The organism is Ornithinibacillus salinisoli, from assembly GCF_042684965.1.
GTDB classification, from domain to species: Bacteria; Bacillota; Bacilli; order Bacillales; family Amphibacillaceae; genus Ornithinibacillus; species Ornithinibacillus salinisoli.
Map to the genome: position 1 here is coordinate 17,493 of NZ_JBHUMI010000003.1, position 22,053 is coordinate 39,545.

At 35.9% G+C, this 22,053-nt stretch carries 26 protein-coding genes; 11 read left to right on the top strand and 15 right to left on the bottom strand.

Translation table 11 applies throughout. From position 1 onward, the window contains the following. Positions 1-118 precede the first annotated feature (118 nt). Positions 119-304: a YppF family protein gene (gene yppF / locus ACFSTA_RS00160; protein WP_377554270.1), complete on the top strand. Its 186-nt coding sequence runs from the start codon at positions 119-121 to the stop codon at positions 302-304. 116 nt (positions 305-420) lie between these two features. Further along, positions 421-1,287, top strand: coding sequence for an SDR family oxidoreductase (locus tag ACFSTA_RS00165; RefSeq protein ID WP_377554272.1), 867 nt, complete (start codon positions 421-423; stop codon positions 1,285-1,287). Positions 1,288-1,399: 112 nt separating this feature from the next. Here the strand turns inward: ACFSTA_RS00165 and ACFSTA_RS00170 are convergent, their stop codons facing one another. Then, positions 1,400-1,822, bottom strand: a complete 423-nt coding sequence (locus ACFSTA_RS00170) for a DUF1801 domain-containing protein (protein WP_377554273.1) — start codon at positions 1,820-1,822, stop codon at positions 1,400-1,402. 92 nt (positions 1,823-1,914) lie between these two features. Here ACFSTA_RS00170 and ACFSTA_RS00175 point away from each other — a divergent pair, with 92 nt between their 5' ends. Beyond that, positions 1,915-2,145, top strand: coding sequence for a hypothetical protein (locus tag ACFSTA_RS00175; RefSeq protein WP_377554275.1), 231 nt, complete (start codon positions 1,915-1,917; stop codon positions 2,143-2,145). Between the two features lie 12 nt (positions 2,146-2,157). Here the strand turns inward: ACFSTA_RS00175 and ACFSTA_RS00180 are convergent, their stop codons facing one another. The 3 genes from ACFSTA_RS00180 to ACFSTA_RS00190 form a co-directional block, all read right to left on the bottom strand. Continuing rightward, a complete protein-coding gene (locus ACFSTA_RS00180; protein ID WP_377554277.1) occupies positions 2,158-3,399 on the bottom strand; it encodes a substrate-binding domain-containing protein in 1,242 nt (413 codons plus the stop codon). A 267-nt stretch (positions 3,400-3,666) separates the two neighbouring features. Then, a complete protein-coding gene (locus ACFSTA_RS00185) occupies positions 3,667-5,166 on the bottom strand; it encodes an alpha-amylase family glycosyl hydrolase (RefSeq protein WP_377554279.1) in 1,500 nt (499 codons plus the stop codon). Positions 5,167-5,340: 174 nt separating this feature from the next. Continuing rightward, a complete protein-coding gene (locus ACFSTA_RS00190; RefSeq protein ID WP_377554281.1) occupies positions 5,341-5,712 on the bottom strand; it encodes a YisL family protein in 372 nt (123 codons plus the stop codon). Between the two features lie 161 nt (positions 5,713-5,873). Between ACFSTA_RS00190 and ACFSTA_RS00195 the strand changes: the two genes are divergently transcribed. The 7 genes from ACFSTA_RS00195 (at position 5,874) to ACFSTA_RS00225 (ending at position 9,473) form a co-directional block, all read left to right on the top strand. After that, positions 5,874-7,070, top strand: a complete 1,197-nt coding sequence (locus ACFSTA_RS00195; protein WP_377554283.1) for an ornithine--oxo-acid transaminase — start codon at positions 5,874-5,876, stop codon at positions 7,068-7,070. A 423-nt stretch (positions 7,071-7,493) separates the two neighbouring features. Beyond that, positions 7,494-7,706, top strand: coding sequence for a spore germination protein (locus tag ACFSTA_RS00200; protein WP_377554285.1), 213 nt, complete (start codon positions 7,494-7,496; stop codon positions 7,704-7,706). A gap of 14 nt (positions 7,707-7,720) precedes the next feature. Continuing rightward, positions 7,721-7,939 (top strand): spore germination protein GerPB, encoded by a 219-nt coding sequence (locus ACFSTA_RS00205; RefSeq protein WP_377554287.1) that lies wholly within the window; start codon positions 7,721-7,723, stop codon positions 7,937-7,939. Between the two features lie 58 nt (positions 7,940-7,997). Then, the gene (gene gerPC / locus ACFSTA_RS00210; RefSeq protein WP_377554289.1) at positions 7,998-8,597 is read left to right on the top strand and encodes a spore germination protein GerPC; all 600 of its coding nucleotides are present in this window, start codon (positions 7,998-8,000) and stop codon (positions 8,595-8,597) included. 2 nt (positions 8,598-8,599) lie between these two features. Beyond that, positions 8,600-8,782, top strand: coding sequence for a spore gernimation protein GerPD (locus tag ACFSTA_RS00215; RefSeq protein ID WP_377554291.1), 183 nt, complete (start codon positions 8,600-8,602; stop codon positions 8,780-8,782). Positions 8,783-8,795: 13 nt separating this feature from the next. Further along, positions 8,796-9,176 (top strand): spore germination protein GerPE, encoded by a 381-nt coding sequence (locus tag ACFSTA_RS00220; protein WP_377554292.1) that lies wholly within the window; start codon positions 8,796-8,798, stop codon positions 9,174-9,176. Between the two features lie 75 nt (positions 9,177-9,251). Then, positions 9,252-9,473, top strand: a complete 222-nt coding sequence (locus tag ACFSTA_RS00225) for a spore germination protein (RefSeq protein ID WP_377554293.1) — start codon at positions 9,252-9,254, stop codon at positions 9,471-9,473. Between the two features lie 152 nt (positions 9,474-9,625). Here the strand turns inward: ACFSTA_RS00225 and addA are convergent, their stop codons facing one another. The 3 genes from addA to ACFSTA_RS00240 all read right to left on the bottom strand — a co-directional run bounded on the left by addA (position 9,626) and on the right by ACFSTA_RS00240 (position 17,593). Then, positions 9,626-13,354 (bottom strand): helicase-exonuclease AddAB subunit AddA, encoded by a 3,729-nt coding sequence (gene addA, locus ACFSTA_RS00230; RefSeq protein ID WP_377554295.1) that lies wholly within the window; start codon positions 13,352-13,354, stop codon positions 9,626-9,628. Next, positions 13,355-16,849: a helicase-exonuclease AddAB subunit AddB gene (addB, locus tag ACFSTA_RS00235; RefSeq protein ID WP_377554297.1), complete on the bottom strand. Its 3,495-nt coding sequence runs from the start codon at positions 16,847-16,849 to the stop codon at positions 13,355-13,357. A gap of 84 nt (positions 16,850-16,933) precedes the next feature. Beyond that, the gene (locus tag ACFSTA_RS00240) at positions 16,934-17,593 is read right to left on the bottom strand and encodes a TVP38/TMEM64 family protein (RefSeq protein WP_377554299.1); all 660 of its coding nucleotides are present in this window, start codon (positions 17,591-17,593) and stop codon (positions 16,934-16,936) included. 200 nt (positions 17,594-17,793) lie between these two features. Here ACFSTA_RS00240 and ACFSTA_RS00245 point away from each other — a divergent pair, with 200 nt between their 5' ends. Further along, positions 17,794-18,183 (top strand): hypothetical protein, encoded by a 390-nt coding sequence (locus ACFSTA_RS00245; RefSeq protein WP_377554301.1) that lies wholly within the window; start codon positions 17,794-17,796, stop codon positions 18,181-18,183. Here ACFSTA_RS00245 and ACFSTA_RS00250 read toward each other — a convergent pair. The 8 genes from ACFSTA_RS00250 to ACFSTA_RS00285 all read right to left on the bottom strand — a co-directional run bounded on the left by ACFSTA_RS00250 (position 18,131) and on the right by ACFSTA_RS00285 (position 22,050). Continuing rightward, a complete protein-coding gene (locus tag ACFSTA_RS00250; protein WP_377554303.1) occupies positions 18,131-18,652 on the bottom strand; it encodes a competence protein ComK in 522 nt (173 codons plus the stop codon). The two genes, ACFSTA_RS00245 and ACFSTA_RS00250, sit on opposite strands and share 53 nt — an antisense overlap. Before the next feature lie 115 nt (positions 18,653-18,767). Next, positions 18,768-18,911, bottom strand: coding sequence for a hypothetical protein (locus ACFSTA_RS00255; RefSeq protein ID WP_377554305.1), 144 nt, complete (start codon positions 18,909-18,911; stop codon positions 18,768-18,770). A gap of 203 nt (positions 18,912-19,114) precedes the next feature. Beyond that, positions 19,115-19,429 (bottom strand): hypothetical protein, encoded by a 315-nt coding sequence (locus ACFSTA_RS00260; protein WP_377554307.1) that lies wholly within the window; start codon positions 19,427-19,429, stop codon positions 19,115-19,117. Between the two features lie 84 nt (positions 19,430-19,513). Next, a complete protein-coding gene (locus tag ACFSTA_RS00265; RefSeq protein ID WP_377554309.1) occupies positions 19,514-19,852 on the bottom strand; it encodes a hypothetical protein in 339 nt (112 codons plus the stop codon). Between the two features lie 125 nt (positions 19,853-19,977). After that, on the bottom strand, positions 19,978-20,109 hold the full coding sequence (locus ACFSTA_RS00270; protein WP_377554311.1) for a hypothetical protein: 132 nt from the start codon (positions 20,107-20,109) through the stop codon (positions 19,978-19,980). 129 nt (positions 20,110-20,238) lie between these two features. Beyond that, a complete protein-coding gene (locus ACFSTA_RS00275) occupies positions 20,239-20,592 on the bottom strand; it encodes a DUF3221 domain-containing protein (RefSeq protein WP_377554312.1) in 354 nt (117 codons plus the stop codon). 133 nt (positions 20,593-20,725) lie between these two features. Then, the gene (locus tag ACFSTA_RS00280; protein WP_377554314.1) at positions 20,726-21,613 is read right to left on the bottom strand and encodes a GNAT family N-acetyltransferase; all 888 of its coding nucleotides are present in this window, start codon (positions 21,611-21,613) and stop codon (positions 20,726-20,728) included. A gap of 110 nt (positions 21,614-21,723) precedes the next feature. Beyond that, on the bottom strand, positions 21,724-22,050 hold the full coding sequence (locus tag ACFSTA_RS00285) for a hypothetical protein (RefSeq protein ID WP_377554316.1): 327 nt from the start codon (positions 22,048-22,050) through the stop codon (positions 21,724-21,726). Positions 22,051-22,053: the final 3 nt, after the last annotated feature.

Genomic DNA, 22,053 nt, shown 5'->3' on the forward strand with positions numbered 1-22,053 from the left:
TATGTGAAAAGGTATTTAATAGGACATCCACAAAATCGATTAGCATGAACTAGCCCCCTCCCTCATATACTCGTAATGGGATTAATATTCGGGCTCTAAAATATGAAGGAGGATTTGCATGTTGGTCAATGAATTAATTACTGTCTATGAATCTGAACGAAAGGAAACCCCAGAAACGTTAAATGACTTACTAGATTATTTTCAAAAAAAATATATTGCAGGGGAAATTGATATTAAAAATTATCGAGATATTTTTAACTTTTTACATCAGCAAGGAGCAACATCAGCACATGAATATGTGTAATAATCATCTAGCTTGTTCCAAAGTCCTCTAAAGGGCTTTTTCTTTTATCATGATTGAATTCTCTTGTTTCGGGGAAAATGGATAGTGCAACCTTTTATGGTATTGGAGGAATATACATGGAACAAGCAAATGTACCGAAAACACCGCCTGCCCAGTCACAAAACCAGCAACCGGGAATGGAGGCAAAGATGCATCCTGAACCAGAATATATACGAGCAAACTACCAAGGAAGCAACCGATTAAGAAATAAAGTAGCTATAATTACAGGGGGCGATAGTGGGATTGGACGAGCAATCAGCGTCCATTATGCCAAAGAAGGTGCTGATGTAGTAATCATGCACTTAAAGGAAGATACGGATGCCAATCAAACGAAATCATTAGTGGAGCAAACAGGACAAAAATGTATGCTAATAGCTGGCGATATTGGAAGCCCTGCTTTTTGTGAAGAATCTGTAGCTAAGGTACTGAAAGTATTTAATAAAATTGATATCCTTGTCAATAACGCTGCAGAACAGCACCCACAAAAAGGTATTACAGACATTACACCCGAACAATTAGAGAAGACTTTTCAAACCAATGTATTCGGAATGTTTTATATGACGAAGGCTGTTTTACCTCATCTTCAAAAGGGCAGTTCGATCATCAATACCACATCGATTACTGCCTATGAAGGAAATAAAGACCTAATCGACTATTCTGCAACAAAGGGTGCGGTTACTACATTTACTAGATCATTATCCGAATCCATTATTGGCCAAGGAATCAGGGTAAATGCCGTGGCACCGGGTCCAATATGGACACCACTTATTCCATCTACTTTTGATGCCAAAACGGTTGATACATTTGGCCAAAATACACCAATGAAGCGGATGGGACAACCTAAAGAATTAGGACCAGCATATGTCTATCTAGCAAGTGATGATGCTAGTTACGTATCTGGTCAGGTCATTCATGTAAATGGTGGAACAATTATAAATGGATAATCAATGCTGATTGTGATTGGAAAGTGCTCGACATTATGGTCAGTTACTCGTTCTGTTACATTCATTAAAAAGCTTAGGATTAATCCTAAGCTTTTTTACAACAGCCCCTTACTTATTCCGGATATTTCTGTTGTAAAAATGTCACTGATTGTCTAATTAATTCTTTTAAAACTTCTATATCAATGTCTGCTAATTTATTCACATAGACACAGGCTGCTCCTGTTTTATGCTTTCCAAAATCTTTTAATAATTCATCTCGCTTTGCATCCCCTGGTGCAAAGTACAGACTATGTTTTGCTTTTCTTGGTGAAAAACCAACTAACGGAGCATCTCCTTCATGTCCTGAATCGTATTTGTAATGATATGAACCGAAACCAATTATACTTGGTCCCCACATTTTTGCTGGAAATCCTGTTGTCTCTGTAAAAATATCCAATAACTTGTAGGCATCTTCTTTTTTCTTCAGACTTTCTACACTTTCAATAAATTCAATTACACTACTATCGTTTTCCTTTGACTTTAGCTCATATGCCATTTTAGAACTCCTTTTCTATGAAATTTATATTTTATTCCTTACAATAAACTGATAAAATATGAAATAAACGCTTTTATGGGGAGGCAACTCATTTGAAAAGAATCATAAGTATTTCATTAAGTTTTATCGTAGTAATTCTCGGAATCTTTATTTTAATCACTAAAAATTTTAGTTTAACACCAATTTGTCTTTTATTTGTTAGTCTATTACTATTCGATTCCGGTGTAAACCTGTTAATAAAGAAACGTCGAGCGATGGCATATACATATTTCTTGATAGCAGGATTTAATATTGTTGTATCGTTTAATATCCTATTTACATAGCTGTAGTACTAGTTACTCTGATTCCGATACTGGTACATAGCCCGTTTTCTCTACTAATTCCTGACCCTCCTCAGACAGGATCCATTCCAAAAATGCATCAACATTCGGGTTTTCACTGCCAGCTGTAATTGCATAAAACTCTGATGCAATAGGATACTCACCGTTTCTTATTGTATCTTTATTAGGAAATACACCATCAATTTCTAAATGACGAATGGCATTATTTTGAACCATATCCATGGAGAAAAATCGGAAAGAATATCCGATTGCATTTTTGTAGTTGCGATAATCCGCTGTTTCCGAAATGATTCCACCCATTCCAGTGACTACATCATCAGTTGGTGGTTCCATTAGAGGGGTATTCTCCATGAAGTTCTCCAAAGCTGTTTGACTTCCACTGTCATCAGGACGTTGGAAAGCACGAATAGATTCATTTTTACCACCTACATCGCTCCAATTAGTAATTTTACCAGCATAAATATCTTTTAATTCTTGCGTCGTTAGACCTTCTACTGGATTCTTTGCATGAACAAAAAACACAAATGCTTCACGACCTATTGGCGTCATATTTAACTCCACACCTTGTTGTTCTGCTTTATTAATTTGTCGACTTGAAGGTCCTGCAACGAAAATAATATCAACATCTCCATTAATTAAATTGTTATATGCGTTCGGTGTTTTCCTCGACATTACCTCACTGTTATTATATACATCGTAGTTTTTTTCAGGATATGTAGCTTGGACAAAGGCTGCATAAAGTGGATAAAGTGCCGTTGCTCCATCTAGTCGTGGCAGCTCACCTTCCATTTTGAAACTAGCTGGTTCATCCAACGTTGCTACTTTAGACCCCGCAACAAAAGGCTCATATTCCGTTAAATCTACTTCTTGATTATCCATTGTTACCGACTTTACATATGCCTCATACCCTTGATTTCCAATTACAGCAATCACACATAAAGCAATAAAACTAATAACGCTTATCTTTAACATACGAGGTTTTAAAAAACGGAAAAATCCATTACAAAGAAAAAACAAAATTCCGATCGTGACACCAATAATAAACTGCGGATAAAACTTAACCTCTCCCATCAAAAGAGTGATAACGATTGCAAAAAATGCTACGAAAATAATTAGAAGACAAGCAACAAAGAAACCTAAAACCTTAAACCAAATGTTTTTATTTTTACTGAATGCTGCTATGATTACTAATAGTAAAACAATAATAAATGCAATACCAAAGTAAATTCCTAACATAATATCCCCCATCTTGTTTCACACTCGAATTTTTTTCTACTCTATAATTCTATCATATTTACCCAATTCATAAGACTCAAAATTTTACATGCTGTAAAAAGATGTCAAGGTAATTTGAGCAACGTAACAAAACCAAATGAGTTAGTTATACGTGCTCCTACGAGTCTTTTTTGAGTTGATGCTAAATAATGTGATACATTCACTGCAGCAGCCCAAATAGTAGACAAAAAAACAGCATTAGGTTTGTTGACCTAACACTGTTATTAACTATTTTTGAACTGTACCATTTTTCCGCTGTTTCCTACTGAGGATAATGACACCAAATACAAATAATAAAAACACTCCTACTATCGGTGTGATAAATCCCCAATTTAATCCCGAGTTCTCTTCAACGATAAAAACCTCCGCTGCTTCCCGAGCCATACTAACCTTATATTCCCCGTTATCCTGTTCCCGAACTAGATTATCACCTAATAAGCCTCGGAGTTGTGACCCCGCTTCAATTCCAGGAACCGTGATGGCCCTTGATTCACTATCATTGTTAATTGCAATATACATTGATTCCTCTTGGTAGGTTCGCTTGAAAATACTCATCCCCCTATCCGAGCTAATCAACTCAAAGTCTCCATATTTTAATGGTAAGAATTCTTCTTTCATGGAGGTTATCCGTGTATAAAACTCTTTTATTTCTTCTTCACCACTATTAAAGTCAACAAGTCGTTGATTGTTAGGAAACTCCCCATACATTGGTATTTCTGATCCTTGAAAAAGAATCGGTACCCCTGGGGTTGTAAGCATATATGTTAATGCCAATTGCCATGTCGTTAACGTATTTCTGCCGTTCACAGAGAACTTTTGTGTGAAACGATCTGTAAAAGCATCGTCAACATACACGTACCCATCTTTGTTTCTCTGGCTTTCCCAGACATCATAAATATCTGAAACTGGATTGTCTACTTCTGCAAAAACGTCTATAATTGATTCATACATTGCCGTGTTTTCTATTGCGTCAATATGTGGATCAACGTAAACATGCTCGGCTTCCTGATCCGATAAAAGATCAGCAATGATGTATGTATTTGGATTCAAATTTTTAACATGTGCTGTGAATTCAGCCAAGAAACCTGGTGTTGTTTGATCTGCTGCATGTATTTTATATCCATCAATATTGACTTCCTCTAACCAATACGCCGCTGCCTCCATAAGCATTGCTGCTACTTCTGGGTGATCTTGATTTAATACTGCAACCTGGTCTGTCCATGTTGCTCCTTCCGTATCAATGGTAGCATCTGGCAATATCCAATCCTGATTTACTGGATCAGTCACTGCTGGATGATTGTTTGAAACATAATTCGGTGTGAATTCAAGAATCACTTTCAGATCTCGTTCATGTGCTTCCTCAACCAGTTTCTTTAAATCGTCTATTGTTCCGAACTGTTCCTCTACTTCAAAAAAATCTTCCACCCAATATCCGTGATACCCATCAGGTGCATTTTCAAAAATAGGCGATAATGCAATTGCGGTAAATCCTAACTGCTTAATATCATCTAACTTTAATGTAATACCTTCTAAATCTCCACCATGATAGGCGTTAGGATCATCTAATCTTACTTGCTCTGTTATGGCATGGTTTCCATTATTAAAACGATCTACGAAAATGCTATAAATGATCTCTTCGTTCATGTCTGATTCTTCAGCACTTACTTGTCCAAGTGGAACTATATATATCACGAAAATTGCTATTATTAGCATCGATATTTTTTTCATTACTGCGCCCCCAACATTTTTTACATTCCTGTACTATTATTAACCATCCATACCAATAGTCAATCCCAAAAAGGAAATTGTTATAAATACTTCATAAATTCACGGAAGAGCATTTCCCATATCTCACTCCACCAAAAAAGCTACTCCTGTAAACAGGAATAGCTCAATTTTTATTTACATCAATCCACCTGGAAGTCTTCCAAACCCTAGTATTAATGTTATTAACAAAGCAATTACAAGCTGTATCCATCCACTCTTCGTTGGTTTGCCTTTTTTAAGCTTCGCTAGCGTCATTTCCATTGCAGCAATTACCCAGATTCCTGCAAGACCTTTCACAATTGCTTCCCCCAACTTCGGACTATCACTAAAGTAGTTTGCGATTAAGTCACCGCCGGAGTATAAAATTAATAAATAATCAAGTCGTAAAATCATTTGAACAATTTTAGATGCCTTTGCATTCCCTTGTTTATGTAACACGACAGAAATTGCAAATAAAATAAAGGCTAGTCCCCATGCCGTGATATGAAGATGTGTATTCAATGTCATTCCTCCTACTTTCACCTTTTTCTTTAAACATTATGTAAGTAATATAACATGGTTGTGCCATAATTACACTTGAAATGACGTAATCTGGTAGTTTTCTCTCTATCATAATTAGTTAAAACTGTTATAATAAATTATAAACCAACTATTAATGGAGGGATATTATGGTACATAGTAGTCAACAAGTTATTGATCAAACAGAAGAATTTGGTGCAAAAAACTATCACCCACTTCCAGTTGTCGTTAAAAAAGCTGAGGGTGTTTGGGTAGAAGATCCTGAAGGAAATCGTTATATGGATATGCTAAGTGCATATTCTGCAGTTAACCAAGGACATCGTCATCCGAGAATTATTGAAGCACTAAAAAATCAAGCAGACGCTGTTACATTAACTTCCCGAGCATTCCATAATGACCAATTAGGTCCATGGTATGAAAAAATATGTAAGTTAACGAATAAAGAAATGGCACTACCAATGAACACTGGTGCAGAGGCTGTTGAAACGGCAGTAAAAGCGGTTCGTCGCTGGGCATATGATGTTAAAGGTGTGGCAGAAAATAAGGCAGAAATTATTGCTTGTGAAGGAAACTTCCACGGTAGAACGATGACAGCAGTTTCCTTGTCATCAGAAGAAGAATACAAACGTGGTTTTGGTCCGATGCTTCCAGGAATTAAACTTATTCCTTATGGGGACATTGATGCCTTAAAAGCAGCCATAAACGAAAATACAGCAGGCTTCTTATTTGAACCAATCCAAGGGGAAGCTGGTATCGTAATTCCACCTGAAGGTTTCTTAAAAGAAGCATATGAAGTATGTAAAGAAAATAATGTGCTTTATATTGCTGATGAAATTCAAGCTGGACTTGCCCGTACTGGTAAAATGTTCGCTTGTGATTGGGAAGATGTTACACCAGACATGCTGATCTTAGGAAAAGCTCTTGGTGGCGGTGTAATGCCAATATCTTGTGTTGTCGCAAACAAAGATATTTTAGGTGTATTTAATCCAGGATCACATGGATCAACATTTGGTGGAAACCCACTAGCGTGTGCTGTTTCAATTGCTTCACTTGAAGTACTATTAGAAGAAAACCTTGCTGACCGTTCACTTGAACTTGGTCAATACATGATGGATGAGCTAAACAAAATTGATAATCCAAAAATTACTGAAGTACGTGGAAAAGGATTATTTATTGGGCTGGAATTATCAGAACCTGCACGTCCTTACTGTGAAGCTTTAAAAAGCAGAGGACTATTATGTAAAGAGACACATGAAAACGTCATTCGATTCGCTCCACCATTAATTATTGATAAAGAAGACTTAGACTGGGCTTTAAATCATATTAAAGATGTGTTAAAAGCATAACAAATAGTAAGTGCTGTAGTTCCGTTTCATTGAAAACATACGAAATAGCATATCAAATAATAGCAGACCAAATCACTATGTGATTTGGTCTTTGCTTTTCCTTTAAAAATGAATCGGAGTATGGAGGTGGAGCGCGGAATTGTTGCTTCTGAGCGAATATTTGATTTTGTGAGCGAATCCGTGCTGGTTCTGCGCGAATATTTGATTTTATGAGCGAATTGCTGCTGGTTCTGAGCGAATATTTAAATTTATGAGCGAATCTACAATATTTCATCCCCACTTCTCTTTTTATGTTAAATACCATGGTGTTTCTGTGAAGAACTAAGAATTAGCATACTTAATAAGTAAATAGCCCTTGGAATAGACGTGTTTTTTTCAACAATTCATTACTTTTACATAAACTAATATGAGGAGGGATAAAAAATGCCAGCAATAGTAGGTGCAGTTAAGGTCAATAGTGTATCCGCATCCGCTATATTCAATATTGGAGACGTATATTCCATGAATCCTAACAGTTCTGCAAAAACATATGCTGGTGGTGGCTCCTTCAATACAGGAGATGGAATACGTATTGATTTAAACCAGTCTCATACGTATGTCTATGATAAAGATAAGTTAGATCAACCAGTAACATAAATGGAGTGAGAAAGTTGTACTTTACCGTTCATCAATCCATCAACATTAATATGTTAAAAGTAGGTTCCATAACCAATTCCTCTGTCTTACAAATTGGTAGTACCGGAAGTATTCAAGCGAAATCAGAACTATATAATACTGGAGGATATACGGAACCAGCTGAAGAAGCGGAAGCTCTTGGTACGACTACTCCCCCTATTATCCCTTTAACACAGCCAATAGCATTAACATAAATCAAATCATTGCATAATCTGTTTATAGGTAAATGCCTAGGGAAAAGGGGCGGAGCACATGAACATCTATGATTGGAATTATTATTTATATGAACTTCAGCAAGCTAACCAACAGCAACAAAATCAATTACGCGAATTACAAGAGCGGATTAATAAATTAGAAAGCATGGTACAAGAAAAAAATTCGCATATGGTCGAAAGAGTCGAGTATCATTTTGATCAATTAAAGATCGAGCGATTAGATGGAACATTGCACATTGGATTATCTCCTAGTGATTTAGCAAATATAGATGATTTAGGGTTAGGAAACAACCAGTTCACAAGTAATAACGCGAATCCTAATTCTAATTCAAATTCTACGCAACAAAAGATTATGACCGATTTAACAAACTTCTTACACCAGGATGGACCAAACATGATACAGAATCTTGCAAATGAATACCAGTGTCCCATTGAGGTTCAATATCAATCCATGCTAATACAGGACATGGAAAAGCAATTACCACAGCGAATTGGTTACTATACGGATGAAGCGAAACAACATAGAGATTCCTTAACAGACGAGGAATTGCATAACTATGTCTGCGATAAAGTGAAAAAAGAAATATATCATTCCTTAGCAAAATATATGCAAGGGAATAGTGAAAAAGGAGAATAATCATGAATATGGAAGTTCATAATTGGGGTTTGCATGTTGGAAATATTCGTGTGGAAGCAGTAACATCCTCATCTGTTTTTTTAGTTGGGGATAATGAAGAAATGAAACTATCTTCATTTTTTGATACACCACCTGAATCTTATACAGTTGGTTTATTAGTACCTTTAGCACCACCTGTTGCCTAAAGTAGGAGTATCTATGCTTAATAAACGCTTAGCAAAAGTTGGTCATATTCGAATTCAATCGGTAGCATTTAGTTCTATATTTAATATTGGAGATACGAATAATGCAAATCCAACATCTAGAGCAATCGCATTGCAACAAGAAGGTGCTGTTTTTAATGATAAAGATGACTTACAATTTGAAGATTATCCGATTTTTAAGATGGAACCAAATTGGATCGAGCTAGAAAATAAAGTAAGTATGAACAGCATTCATCATTCCAAAACCATTCATGTAGAAAATATCTATATGAATGGTACCAGTCAATCAGGAATTGTTCAGATCGGAAGCATCAAGAAAATAAATGCCGATGCACGAGTAAAACATTTCAGAAGAATTAGATCAGAGGAAGAATAATTACTGAATAATCTACACACAAAGTTACTTTGATTCATATTCTAAAAGTAAAATAATAGTAGTAGGTGTATTGATATGCCATCTATCATTGCGGGACCATTAAAAATCAATAGTGTTGGCGGTGGAGTAGTGAATTTTGGGGATGCATTTTACTTATCACCAAAAAGCGCTGACAAAACCAATGCAGGGTCAGGATCACTTAATACAGGTGACTTTATAAACACGAATACAGGTTTGAGTTCCACAAATCCATTTGATCCAGATGTTAGTGATCAAAATGTAACTGCAAACGCATAAAACAGTAATGATATAAACAAAGAAGAGAGTGTAAGTAATTTACTACACTCTCTTTTACATATTGACTCGGATTAAAAATAAATTGTAGAGATAACAGTAATCCTCCACGATCTGTTCTTCCTCAGATAATCATATGACTTTTTCTCTTTCTTCTACTTTAAGGGAACTTTTACGAGCAATTGTTTGCTAAAGAAATATAAATAGGTTTCTTTAACTGGTTGTTTCCAAATTCGTTCCAATGCATATCGGTAAAGACTTAATTGTGTTTCATATCGTTTAACAAGTTTGTCGACTAGTGATTCGGTGATTTCACCTGAAATGGCATCTGTCTTATAATCTAATATAATCCAACCATCATCTTTTGGAATAACACAATCTAGTACACCTTGTAACATAATCTGTTCATTTGTTTCACTTTGCCAATTTGCATACACCTCGTTAGCAGGTAATGTGATGCTAAAAGGTACTTCCCGATAAATGGTTGATTGTTCCAACATGTAACTCGCAATATTCGTTTTAAAGAATTTCTCAATTGCCGAAACATCAATAATATCAGCTTCTTGGCGCAGCAAAATTTCTTTCTCTATCAATGTTTCTATAAACGCCAGAATTTCACGTGAATCCATCTGCTTAGCAAAAGAAATATGCTGCATAACTGTATGCATTGCTGTACCTCTCTCAGCAGCTGAAAGTTTCTTTTCTTTTTGCATAAAGACAGGCTTTCTTACAATGGGAGCTTGAAAAGGAGTAATAAGTTGCTCAGCACTGTATTCATCTTTTATTTCGCGTTGGCGTTTAATTTCGGTTACCGTTTGTTTCACACGAGATCTAGCAGCTTCCTCATATGGATACGTATACGAAAGTCTGTCATGAACAAAAGAATCTAGCGCTTCATCTTCTAGTTCGATTGGTTGCCACTTACTAATTTTCTCTTTGAGTTGCATATCTGCTTCCACACTTGACTCCTCTAGATTAACCAAATCACTCCCATGAATAATTGAAACATCCCATCTAGAAGGATCGATCCGGATTTCGTCTAAAACGGCATCCTGAATGTCTTCCGTTCGTAATATATCTGTCTCCTGATGGCGAATCAATGCTGGACCAACCCAATCCAAATACGTTTTGGACTCCATTCGAAAATGTGCGGGCATGATCCATTCCGAATGATCAAGCATTTTCTGCCATTTTTCTTGTTTCTTCTCAAACGAAGCTACATTGCCAACCATAACTAATTTTTCTTTTGCTCGAGTTAAAGCAACATATAATACACGCATTTCCTCTGCTAATAGTTCACGAAGTTTTTCCTGGCGCATTGCATCGAAATAAATAGTTGGATAGGTTATACGTTTAACAGGATCAATATATTTACTAGCAAAACCTAAATCCTTATGCAATAAATAGCGTTTATTTAAATCTTGTAAATTAAACTGTTTTTCCATTGCTCCTACAATAACTACTGGAAATTCTAGCCCTTTGCTTTTATGAATTGTCATGATACGAACGACGTCTTCCTGCTCACTTAAAGCTCGTGCAGCACCTAGGTCATCACCTCGTTCTTCCATACGCTCAATGAAGCGCAAGAAGCGAAAGAGTCCTCGGAAAGAGGTTGTTTCATAACTTCTAGCTCGATCATATAATGCACGTAGATTCGCTTGACGTTGGCGACCACCTGGCATACCACCAACAAAATCATAATATCCCGTTTCCCGATAAATTTGCCAAATTAGTTCAGAAAGTGCACCCTGTCTAGATGCTAAACGGAATTGTTCAAGTTTGTTTAAAAATCGCATCACTTTTTCAGTCAGCTCATTTGCATTTTCACGCTGATATTTTTGCAATGCATCATAGTACGTATGTTTACGATCTGCTAGTCGAATCGAAGCTAGTTCATCCTCATTTAGTCCTACAATAGGGGATTTAAGTACCGATGCTAATGGAATATCCTGCCTTGGGTTATCAATAATTTTCAGGAAGCTTAGCATGATTTTAACTTCGATTGCTTCAAAATATCCGGTGGACAGTTCAGCATACACTGGAATTCCTTGCTTTTTAAGTTCATCGACTATTGTTGGTGCCCATGTCATGGAACGGAGTAGAATAACGACATCCCGATATTGAACATCCCTTTGCTGCTCTGTTGTTTTGTCAAAGACTTGGAGTGGTGCTCTCTCCTTTTGCCCAATCCATCCTTTAATTTTCTCGGCATATGCTCTTGCTTCAAGCTGGGCCTTTTCTAAATCTTGATAGTTTTCCTCTTCATCTGCTGGATCCTCTTTCTCTTCTGGCTTCTGTCGATCAACGATGACCAGTTCAGGGTTGGGTTCGGCATATGGTAGCGTATCATACATCTTATTTCCATAGATCAACTCAGCATCTTTGTCATAGTTAATCTCCCCTAATTCTTCATCTAGAATTTGTCTAAAGATATAATTCGCACCGACAAGAACTAATTCTCTACTACGGAAGTTACTTGCAAGGTCAATCCGTTTTCCTACCTGATCTTCCTTTGCAAAGCGTTTGTATTTTTCGATAAACAAAGATGGTTCCGCATGTCGAAATCGATAGATACTTTGTTTTACATCTCCAACCATGAACATATTCCCAGATCCCACTTGATCACTAATCATTGTTAGAATTGTCTCCTGAACTAGGTTTGTATCCTGGTATTCATCGACAAGTAGTTCACTAAATTGATTTTGTAAGCTTTTGGCAACACTTGATGGGATTGGCTGACTAGCTGTAGATGTTTCATCAATTAATAATTGCAAGCAATAATGCTCTAAATCGGAAAAATCAACTACTGCTTTTTCTTTCTTTAACTTAGTAAACCGTATGTGAAATTCCTTTACTAACTCTGTAAGTGATTTAATTACCGGAGCCAACTCGCGCATATCATCAATATGATGGGATAATTTCCGACTAAACCATCCGCCCTTCATTTTATTCCAACGTTTTTTGTAACTCTCACGCAATGCTTTTACTTTATTTTTCTTTCCTTCATCACACTCGCTACTTTTTCGGGACAATGCGATAAATTTGCTTGTAGCTAGGTATTCTTGAAGTCCGTCCCATGATTCTAATAGGCTCTTAGCTTCACTTAGCATCGCCATATCCGATTCAACCGCTTCTTTATATTGCTCTGGTCCTTCAGGGTCCTGTGTCAAGGTTAATGCTAAGTCCATCTCTTGCTGTAACGCCTCAAATTGATTGGTTACTTCTTGTTTGATAATGTCCAACCAAGTCAAATCTTCTTCTTTCCAATTGTCAGCTATGTCATATACCTCTGCTAACTGATCCAGCCATTGACTTGGCCAAGGATTTTGAATAGCGAAAGTATATAGTGAAAGAACTAAGTTTTCCACATCTCCATCACTTCGGTCACTGGAAAACCGGTCGACAACGGCGAAGAAGCGTTCTTGTTCCTCTCCTTCTGCGCCATACCACTCTTCAAATAACTCATCCATTACTTCCTGCTGCATCAAATCAGCTTCCATATCATTTGCAATACGAAATCCAGGGTCAATATCTAATAAATACGCATATTGCTTTACGACATCCAAACAAAAGGAATGCAGTGTCGAAATTGATGCACGTTGAAGTAATGATAATTGCTTTTTGAGGTGTACCGAAGTTGGATCTACTTCCAACGCTTTCTCCAGTGCAAGACCAACTCGGTTACGCATTTCTTGAGCGGCTGCATTTGTAAAAGTTACGACGAGAAGGGAATCGATATCAACTGGATTTTCCTTTTTTAGTAGCTTTTGAATAATACGCTCTACTAAAACTGCTGTTTTTCCAGATCCTGCTGCGGCGGCAACTAATACATCACTACCATCCGTATAGATAGCCTCTTCTTGTTCTTTCGTCCAGTTTACCATCTATACCTCCCCCTTCGTTCGGATTTTATCCAATATTTCTTCATCACCAATGTCTTGTAATTTGCGAAAATTATTCGTCTCTAGTGAAGTATCAAATTGACAGACGGATAGAAATGGACAATACGTACAAGCAATATTTTGCTTATGTTGGTAAGGGTTTAAATGAACGCCACCCTGAGTAATATCAATTCCTGCTTGCATCATTAACTGATGTATATGATGTTGCAAACTGGAAAAAGTTTCTGAACTAGCTACCTTGGATTTATCATAGAACTCCCCAGTTTTTTTCACGGCAGCTGGTAGCATATCACTCCACCCAGTATCTAAATTCGTATCCATTAGTTTTACAACCTGTTCATCGGCAAGCAACATGCCCTGCATTTTATATTCTTTAAAAATCTCTTTCTCTAGTTCTTCATCAGAGATTCTTTTATTTCCAGAGATCATCGGATTATGAACATGGAAATAAAGTACCCCAGCAGGAGTAGCTTTTTTCTGTAGCCAGCTTTCGGATTGCGATAATACAACATCTAAATATGTGAGCATCTGCAATGCAAGTCCATAATATACCTCTACTAAGTTCAGTCCCTTTGCACTAGATTTATAATCTATAATACGCAAAAATAATTCTTCATTATTTATCGCTTTATCCACCCGATCAATTCGACCTCGAAGCATTATTTCAAAGCCATTCGGTAGTTCCAATGTTACAGGATTTAGTTTGTCATGCTGCGAACCAAAACCTAATTCTAACCCAACCGGTGAAAACTGACTTTGTCGAGCTTGTTCACTCAGAACAAATGCTGCTCTCGCAATCACTTCCTCTAATTTACGCTGTATATATTGGTAACGGTTTGAGCTATGCAAAATTTGGTGCTGAAGAATCGGTGCTAAATTCTGAACTGCTCGCTGTGCATATGATGCCGTATCCTGTTTCGTCAATCCAGAAAAATCCCTTCCTTCATCTTGAATCCACTCGGTAATAATTCGTAATGCTTCATGGAATAGGTTACCGATATCAGGTGCGTCCAATTTATATGTTTTACGCTCATCTAGTCCTAGACTATACTTTGCAAAATGCTGGTATGAGCAGCGGTAATAGGATTCTAACCGGGATACACTTGCTTTCACCTGCTTCGGATACAATTCTTTGACCGTATGTTCCGAAATATCCAAAGGTTTATTTTCATAATATAGGCTTTGTAAAATCGTGTAGGTCGTATCATGTTTATGACCATGATTCATATACCAATTCAAAACATGCCACCAAACAGGTTTTACTGGATAACCTTTTCTACTTCTTGCTAATTGTGCTGTTAACGCAGACCTAGTTTTCACCGGTGTCGTGATATATCGTTCCGCATCCACTAATTCATCTGGATCTTGTAAAAGAGTATGTTCACTACAAGATGGGAATAAGTCTTCCATCCGCTTTATTAGCTGAGAAGGCATCTTCGATTTACCTTCTTCATCACTAAGTGGATAACTAACCCATAAGTAATCTCTAGCGGAGGTAAATGCGAGATACATATAGAACCAGTCATCCAGAAGTTGACGTTTGCTTGTTTCCGCTAGCTTCATGCCGTGTCCCGCCAAAAGTTCCCTTTCTGTTTCGTTAATCATCCCGTCGGCAGGTGGTTTTAAAGGCCAAACCCCTTCATTTACCCCTAACAAAAAGGAACATTTTATTCCACTGATCCGTGATCGGTCAATCGTACCAACGATGACATGATCAATACTCGGTGGAACATGGGAGAATTTCAGTGATTCAAACCCAGCATCCAATGTTGCCCGGAATGTTGCTAATGACATCGGCTCATCACCAGCCATCTCTACTATTTCATCGAATAATTGAATAATGGCATTCCAGACTTGTTCCTGTTCTCGCCCCTTTTCAATTTGTCCATGATCATCATAATATGTGCGCATGGATTCTAGCCGATTTGAAACACCGAGGTTTTCTAAGAGTATATAAGTTATTTCGCAAAACTCCTGAACAGTTTCTGCTTTACGAATAGTTGTATCAAAAGTTTGCAATGCTTGTACAACCTGCTTACGATAGCGATTAATGCGTATTTGCATCTTCATTTCTTCATCTGTTTGCGCTGCTTGGTCAAACCCACGAAAACGTTGAAATACCCACTCTTGATCACCAGTCCATCTTTCGCGAGACCTCATTCCATATTCCAACACATAGTTTTCTAATTCATCAATAGCATCAGTCGTTAAGGGATATTCTTCATCTGTTTGTGGAATAAAACCTGTTTTCAACACTCGAAAAATAGCATCGTAACGCCAATTGCCTTCCACAATATCTAAAACAGAACGAATAAACTCAATTAATGAATGATTAAGCATTGTTCTTTTCTCATCAATGAACACAGGAATATTATAATCTTCAAAGATTGTTGCTATTAGGTCTTGGTACATCTCAGTTTGGCGTATTAAGACTGCCATGTCTCGAAAACGGTAATTTTCCTCGCGAACAAGCCTTAATATTTCTTGTGCAACACCTTCGACTTCTGCACGCGGATGTACCGCTTCTGCTATTTGAATTGGTGCATTTCCTTCATATGCTAGTGCAGGTCTGACATCAAAATTCTCCTCTAAATGAGCAAAATACGGTCGCTCCTGAAACCTTCCATCTCTTGGGTCTAACATGATATCTTCTTCTATCTCTACTCGGTTTTCGTGAGCAATCGATTTGAGCACATGATATGTTTCAGTTGTTTGATAAAATAAATCCAGGTCTGATAACTGTTCCGCTTCCGGATGATCTACCGTTAACGTAAATGTAAGATTGTCACATTTTTTCATTAGTGTCTCGACAACAAGTAATTCCTTCGGTGTAAATCGATGAAATCCATCAAAATATATTTCAGCACCATTCAAAAATGACGCGTCTGGAATCTTCTCTGCTAATAACTGTAACTGATCCTCACTATCTATATAGTTCGTCTCTAGTGCTACAACTAATTTTTCGTATATATAACGTAAATCCTCAAGCTTATTTGCTAATGCCTGTTCGCCAGGTTCCTGATGCACAAATTGTTTGATTTGATCAATTTGCATTTGTAGAACTTCAGGAGTAATTTGATACCGTTTAAATTCAGTAATCATTTTTTCAATTTGATTTAAAAACCCTTGCTTTTCCATTGCCTTTTGAAAAACAAGCCATTCTCCCTGCTTTTCTTCGATTATTTTTCGAAGCATCATCTGAATACCAACGGAACTAATAAATTGTCTTGTCCCTCCACCTGTTTCCTGTAGAACTCTCCATGCAAGTCGAGAGAAACTGAACACTTGCGTCCGTATACTCCCTTGAAACGCTTCATCCTTAAACAATTCATATTCTTGCTCAAATGTCATTTGATCAGGAACAATATATAATATTGGTGGACCTTGTGGACTTTCCATTGATTTTTCTCTGATTTCGTTAAATGATTGCTCACTTTTTGCACTACCCGATCTACCTAATATAAATCGAAGTCCCATTCTAATCCCCCTCGATGTGATATCCAATTATATAAGGAAAAAACTTCTATCTCTAGACAGAAGTTTTCCTATTTTTATGTAAAACTATTTCTGTTTATCTTTCTCGTTGATGGTATCACTCTGTAATGCCTTGCGTTGTAGCCTCTTTTCCAGGTATTTACCTACAATCCAAAACAACACGATAACTATTCCAACAATAATTGTCTCCATGGGATTTTGAGCAAATGATACAATACTTGAACCAATATATGATATCGAAAAGATCATTACTGCTTTCCCAAAAATTACCGCTAAGATAAATTGTTGAATACTAATCTTAGACAAACCGGAAACGACATTAATTACAGATGACGGTGAAAATGGAAAGCACATTAACAAGAAAAGTGGTCCAAAGCCATGCCGTTCAAGCCAAGCAGTTACTTTCTTTACTTGTTTATTCCTTCGAACCGCCAGAAACATCCGCTTATCACCGAGATTACGGATAATTAAAAAGACTAAAATAGCTCCTAAACTTGAGCCTGCCCAAGATAGTAGAAAACCTTCTAATAATCCATAAGCTGCAGCATTCCCCAACACAAATACCACTAACGGTAGAAACGGAAGGAAAGCTTCTATAAATGGTAACAAGATTCCAGGTAAAGGTCCTAGTCTTTCATAATCATTTAATAAATGCATGATTAATTCATCTAATTGATCATTTTCAATCGCTATCTTCCAGTCCGTTAGGATGTTAAACAAATACATGTAGTCTAATCTCCTCATCAATGTAGAACATCAATTCTCTTTTTAATGTAATAACTATATTTTAAATTAAACTCGAGAAAATGCATAGTATTAAATAATTTTCTGCCTCTTTCTTTTCATTTTCCAATATTTTTCAGTATTATTTTTCATTGTTTTGACATATAATAGAACAAACGTTCCTAAATGTAGAGGTGGAATATATGCGTTATCTTTCAGATGAAGATATACAATTGGCTTCACGATTCCTTTTTCTTTCCATGACATTGGTAGTGATTAAACAAGATATCGATCGAATCCAACGAGGTAATTTTAAAATTAAAGAATCGTATGTTGAACTGTTGGAAAAAATGGCTTCTGAGGCAATCAATGAACGCAGACAATTACGAAAAGCAATGACTGCTAAAAATCTTCAAGTTACCTTATTAAATAAAAATGACTCTTTTTCATCCTATCTCTTTCTTTGCCAAGGAAGAGAAGAAAAACGTAATTATTTTAATCCTGCTATTCGAAAGAAAGTGAAAGCTATTTTTGACGAACTTATGTCGAAGAGTTTATCATCGGATCATTCCTATGCTGCTTTAAATACTTAATTCGGTTATCCAATAAATACCGAAACTGTGCGGTGCGTTGAACCTGGTTAATCAAGGATCCAAACGAAGTATCCAAAATAACTTGTTTGCCGCTTTTAAAGATTATCTCTGTACTCAGATTTCCAGCTTTATTCACTTGTTTGATATGGGAGTGAGCAATCCAGGAGCATTTCGGATTCGTCGGAGAGGAAGTAGGAAAGAAATACATGCCACTTGATGGATCAATCGAGATTGGAGCTTTGTGAGTAATGCCGCAAATATCTCGCGTACCGTCTTGCCTCCCTTTAAGGCTAGAACCAAAGAACTTGCAGGAGAAGTCGATCAACTTGCTAGGAGAATAATCAATCACATACTCGGATTCTTCTTCGAGCACACAAGTACTAAGATTACCTCCTTTGTCTACTTGTGCTAATACTGCTAGTGTTTGTGGGGTGATTTCATGTGATGGAGTATAAAATTCTTTAAACATTTTTTTCATCCTTTCGCTGTTCAAACGAAAAGAAAGAGGCTATATTACTAATCTACCAAAATATCCGACAAAATGGTATATAAAATTTAAATTTTTTGAATAAAATCCCATTTACTTAACTATTATTGTCATTTTGTGATGAAAATTCATCTACTTCCTCATCTTGCCCTCCTTCATTAACACTTTCCATGGGATGAAAATCTGGATTGAGCAATGTAAACGTAGCTAATTCCGGTTTATTCTTATCTTGTTTATTCATTTAATCAGTCCCTTTTTTAATATAGTATGGTCTACCAGAAACGATTTCATACAAAAAACAATATAAAAAACAAACCAATTGTCGTTCATAATTGCACACTAATAAAATTGTACTCAGCAGAAAATAGACCGACTTTATTGAGTCGGCCATAAATGATTTCATATAATGTCATCTTATAGTTGCTAGTACGTATTTTCACAATCTTAGTAGTCTTTAAATTGAGTGATATGCTGGTTGTGTTCAAAAATTTCAATTGAGTGAGAGGAATTACTTGATTTAATCTCAACAAGAAAAGTGTTCTCATCTGTCTCAACATAATAAATATAGTTCCCTAAATATTTTACATTTAATATTTCAGAGTCATCCCCAAAAGACCTTTCTCTCATATTAGAATCAATAAAAACACTTTTGACTTTTTCTTCCGCAGTAAAATAGTGGTATAAATTATATGGGTAAAAAAGTAAGACAGCACTAAATATCACTATAAAAAAGATAACAATTAGTATCTTTTTCTTCATACATACCCCCCTAATTTTAAAATTCCGTATAAAAAATTTAACAAACCTTCGACTTATCTACTTTATAGTTTAAATCTTCTTGAACTAACCCATTTGTTTAAGAGCACTATGCTTTCTCTCTTTCGAAAAGCTAAATAATGCTATTACTAAACAAAGCATACTCAATGCCCAAATAACTCCAGAAATACCTATTTGGAGCGAAATCTCTTCTGATGCCATTGGATGATTGTAGTCAAAAGCTATACCCTTTAATGTAAAATATACTGCAACAGAAACTAATAGCAAGTGCAGTAATGTCCAGATGTACCCTGAACTATTATTTTTATTTTTCACCCAAAGGAACACCGTAATTAAAATTGCAATCCCCATAACAATAGAAACTCCACCAATTAACAAACCCATTACTTCCTGTTCTAATGGCATAGATCCACCTTCTCCTTAAAAAAGCACTTCGATTACCTTCTTCCACCCTGCACCTTTTTGTTCAATATGAAAAGCATTAATCCCTTCTTGTAGTAATACCCCCGTAACGGTATAAGTAACAATACTTATTTTTCTTTCCCCTGTTTTAATAGTTCGATAATTTCTATGTTTTGTTCACTTGTTTTTTTCAATTTACCATCAATCGTTAAACAAGTAATTGCTATAATGACAACGCCAACCGTTATGATAACTTCCATTATTTCTTCCCCTTTTCCATTACATTACATTTATACATTATTCCCTTCATTAGCTTAAATTCTTCTTAAATAATCCTGCCCATCATTTCTGCTTCTTCTTGATACACACCCGATAGATGAATATATCGTTCACTCTATTAACTCAATTTTTTTCGCTTTAGCTTGTGCCGGATAGGAAGTTGCGATATCTCCATCCAACCAAACTTTAATTTCATTTCCTTTATCGAAACCTTTGACATCTTCGTAAGTTATATAAATTAAACTGAGTTTTTCGTTATCTAAATCATCAATCGGTATATCTTTTATTTCATCATATTCATTGGTCGATATATTTTCAGCAACTAAAACCTCTCTACCTTCTACTTCGAGAATAAATCCTTTTAAACTAGGTTCAAATTGTTCTGATACTGCTGAACAACCACTTATGGGTATAATAAAAATTAGTAAAAATATACTTACTCTTATATGATTTAATAGATTCATTAAGCACCTCCAAAAAAGAAGTTCTTCAAATCTGCCTTATTAGGAGTTGCCACATTGACAACCCCTTATTCCTCAAATGCCCCGAAAGTGTAAATGTAATATTTCACTTATTATGATCTTCATACTTCTATTACTAACAACTTTTTTCTAAATTCTTAGTGAACGCACACAAGTCATATAGATGTTGAAAGCCAACTTTCTTATATAAGGTAATCGCACTACCATTGGTGGAGTTGACACAGAGTCTAACAGATTCTATGTCCTCAAATGTAAATAACCATTTTAAGGCACCCGTTAGTAATTGTCCTCCAATTCCAGTACCTCTATCAGACTTCTCAACAGCAAAAAATTCAATATTTGCCTCACCAAATTCTGGTTCTGCCTCGACATAAATATACCCACAAAAATTACCATTATTGGTTATTATAAAAACTCTTTTATGTTCATCTAAACGTTTAATAATTTGTTGACCACTATAATAAGCACCAGGAAATGCTTTATCATGAAGTTGCATCATATCTAAGTAATACTCAGGAGTTAATTCTTCAATGGAAACACTCTTTAACTCGTGACCATTTTTACGCTGAAAAATCAATATTGTTTCATCACTATGCTTTTTAAAAGAAAGATTTTTTGCTAATTGGCACACTTGAATATTTTTTAAATTCGGAAACATCTCCAATGATTCTATTTCACTTGGAAGCAAATCAGTCATTTTCTTCCACATATCAAAGACAACATCCCAATTATTTGGAACAATAAATGGTCCCCATATTTCTACACTACTTTCTTCAAGGTCAGCATCAAACCCCAATACACCTACAAGTTTATTGTCTTCATATGCTACAACAAAACTATCAGTATATTTAATATCTGAAATATCATTTATCATATACTTTGCGATTTCCTCTTTATCTTTCCCGCAATAACCAATATGTGATTCTTCACTACTATTTAACCGTGCAATAAAATTCGATACTTTCCCAACATCCTCTTTATCAATAACTCTTATTTCTAACAATTCAATTTCCCTCTCCTCAAATAAAATATCATTCTTGTTGAACTATCCTGCCCCAACAATAGCGTTAATCCTTCTCGAATTAACGCCCCTGTTACTTTAAGTACATTCCTTCACAATGGGTTATACTTTTTTTCAATCTTTTTCCATTTCACATAATTATAGGCAATTTCTATTAAAACAATGAGTAAGAAAATGATTCCAATGGTTATTTTTTCATTTGAAGTAAAATTATCAAGCCAATATAAGACTAAATATGATAGGAACATTATTGGAATGCCCCACAAAGCACGTATCATCCTTCTTCTATATGTAAATTTATGGTAAAAAAGAACAAAACCTTTATCCTTTTTTTCTTCATCCCTATAAATTCGTGACATTATTGCACTAACAATTATAACTGCTATTACTGGAATTATTAAAAATGCTAGAAAGTTCAACAT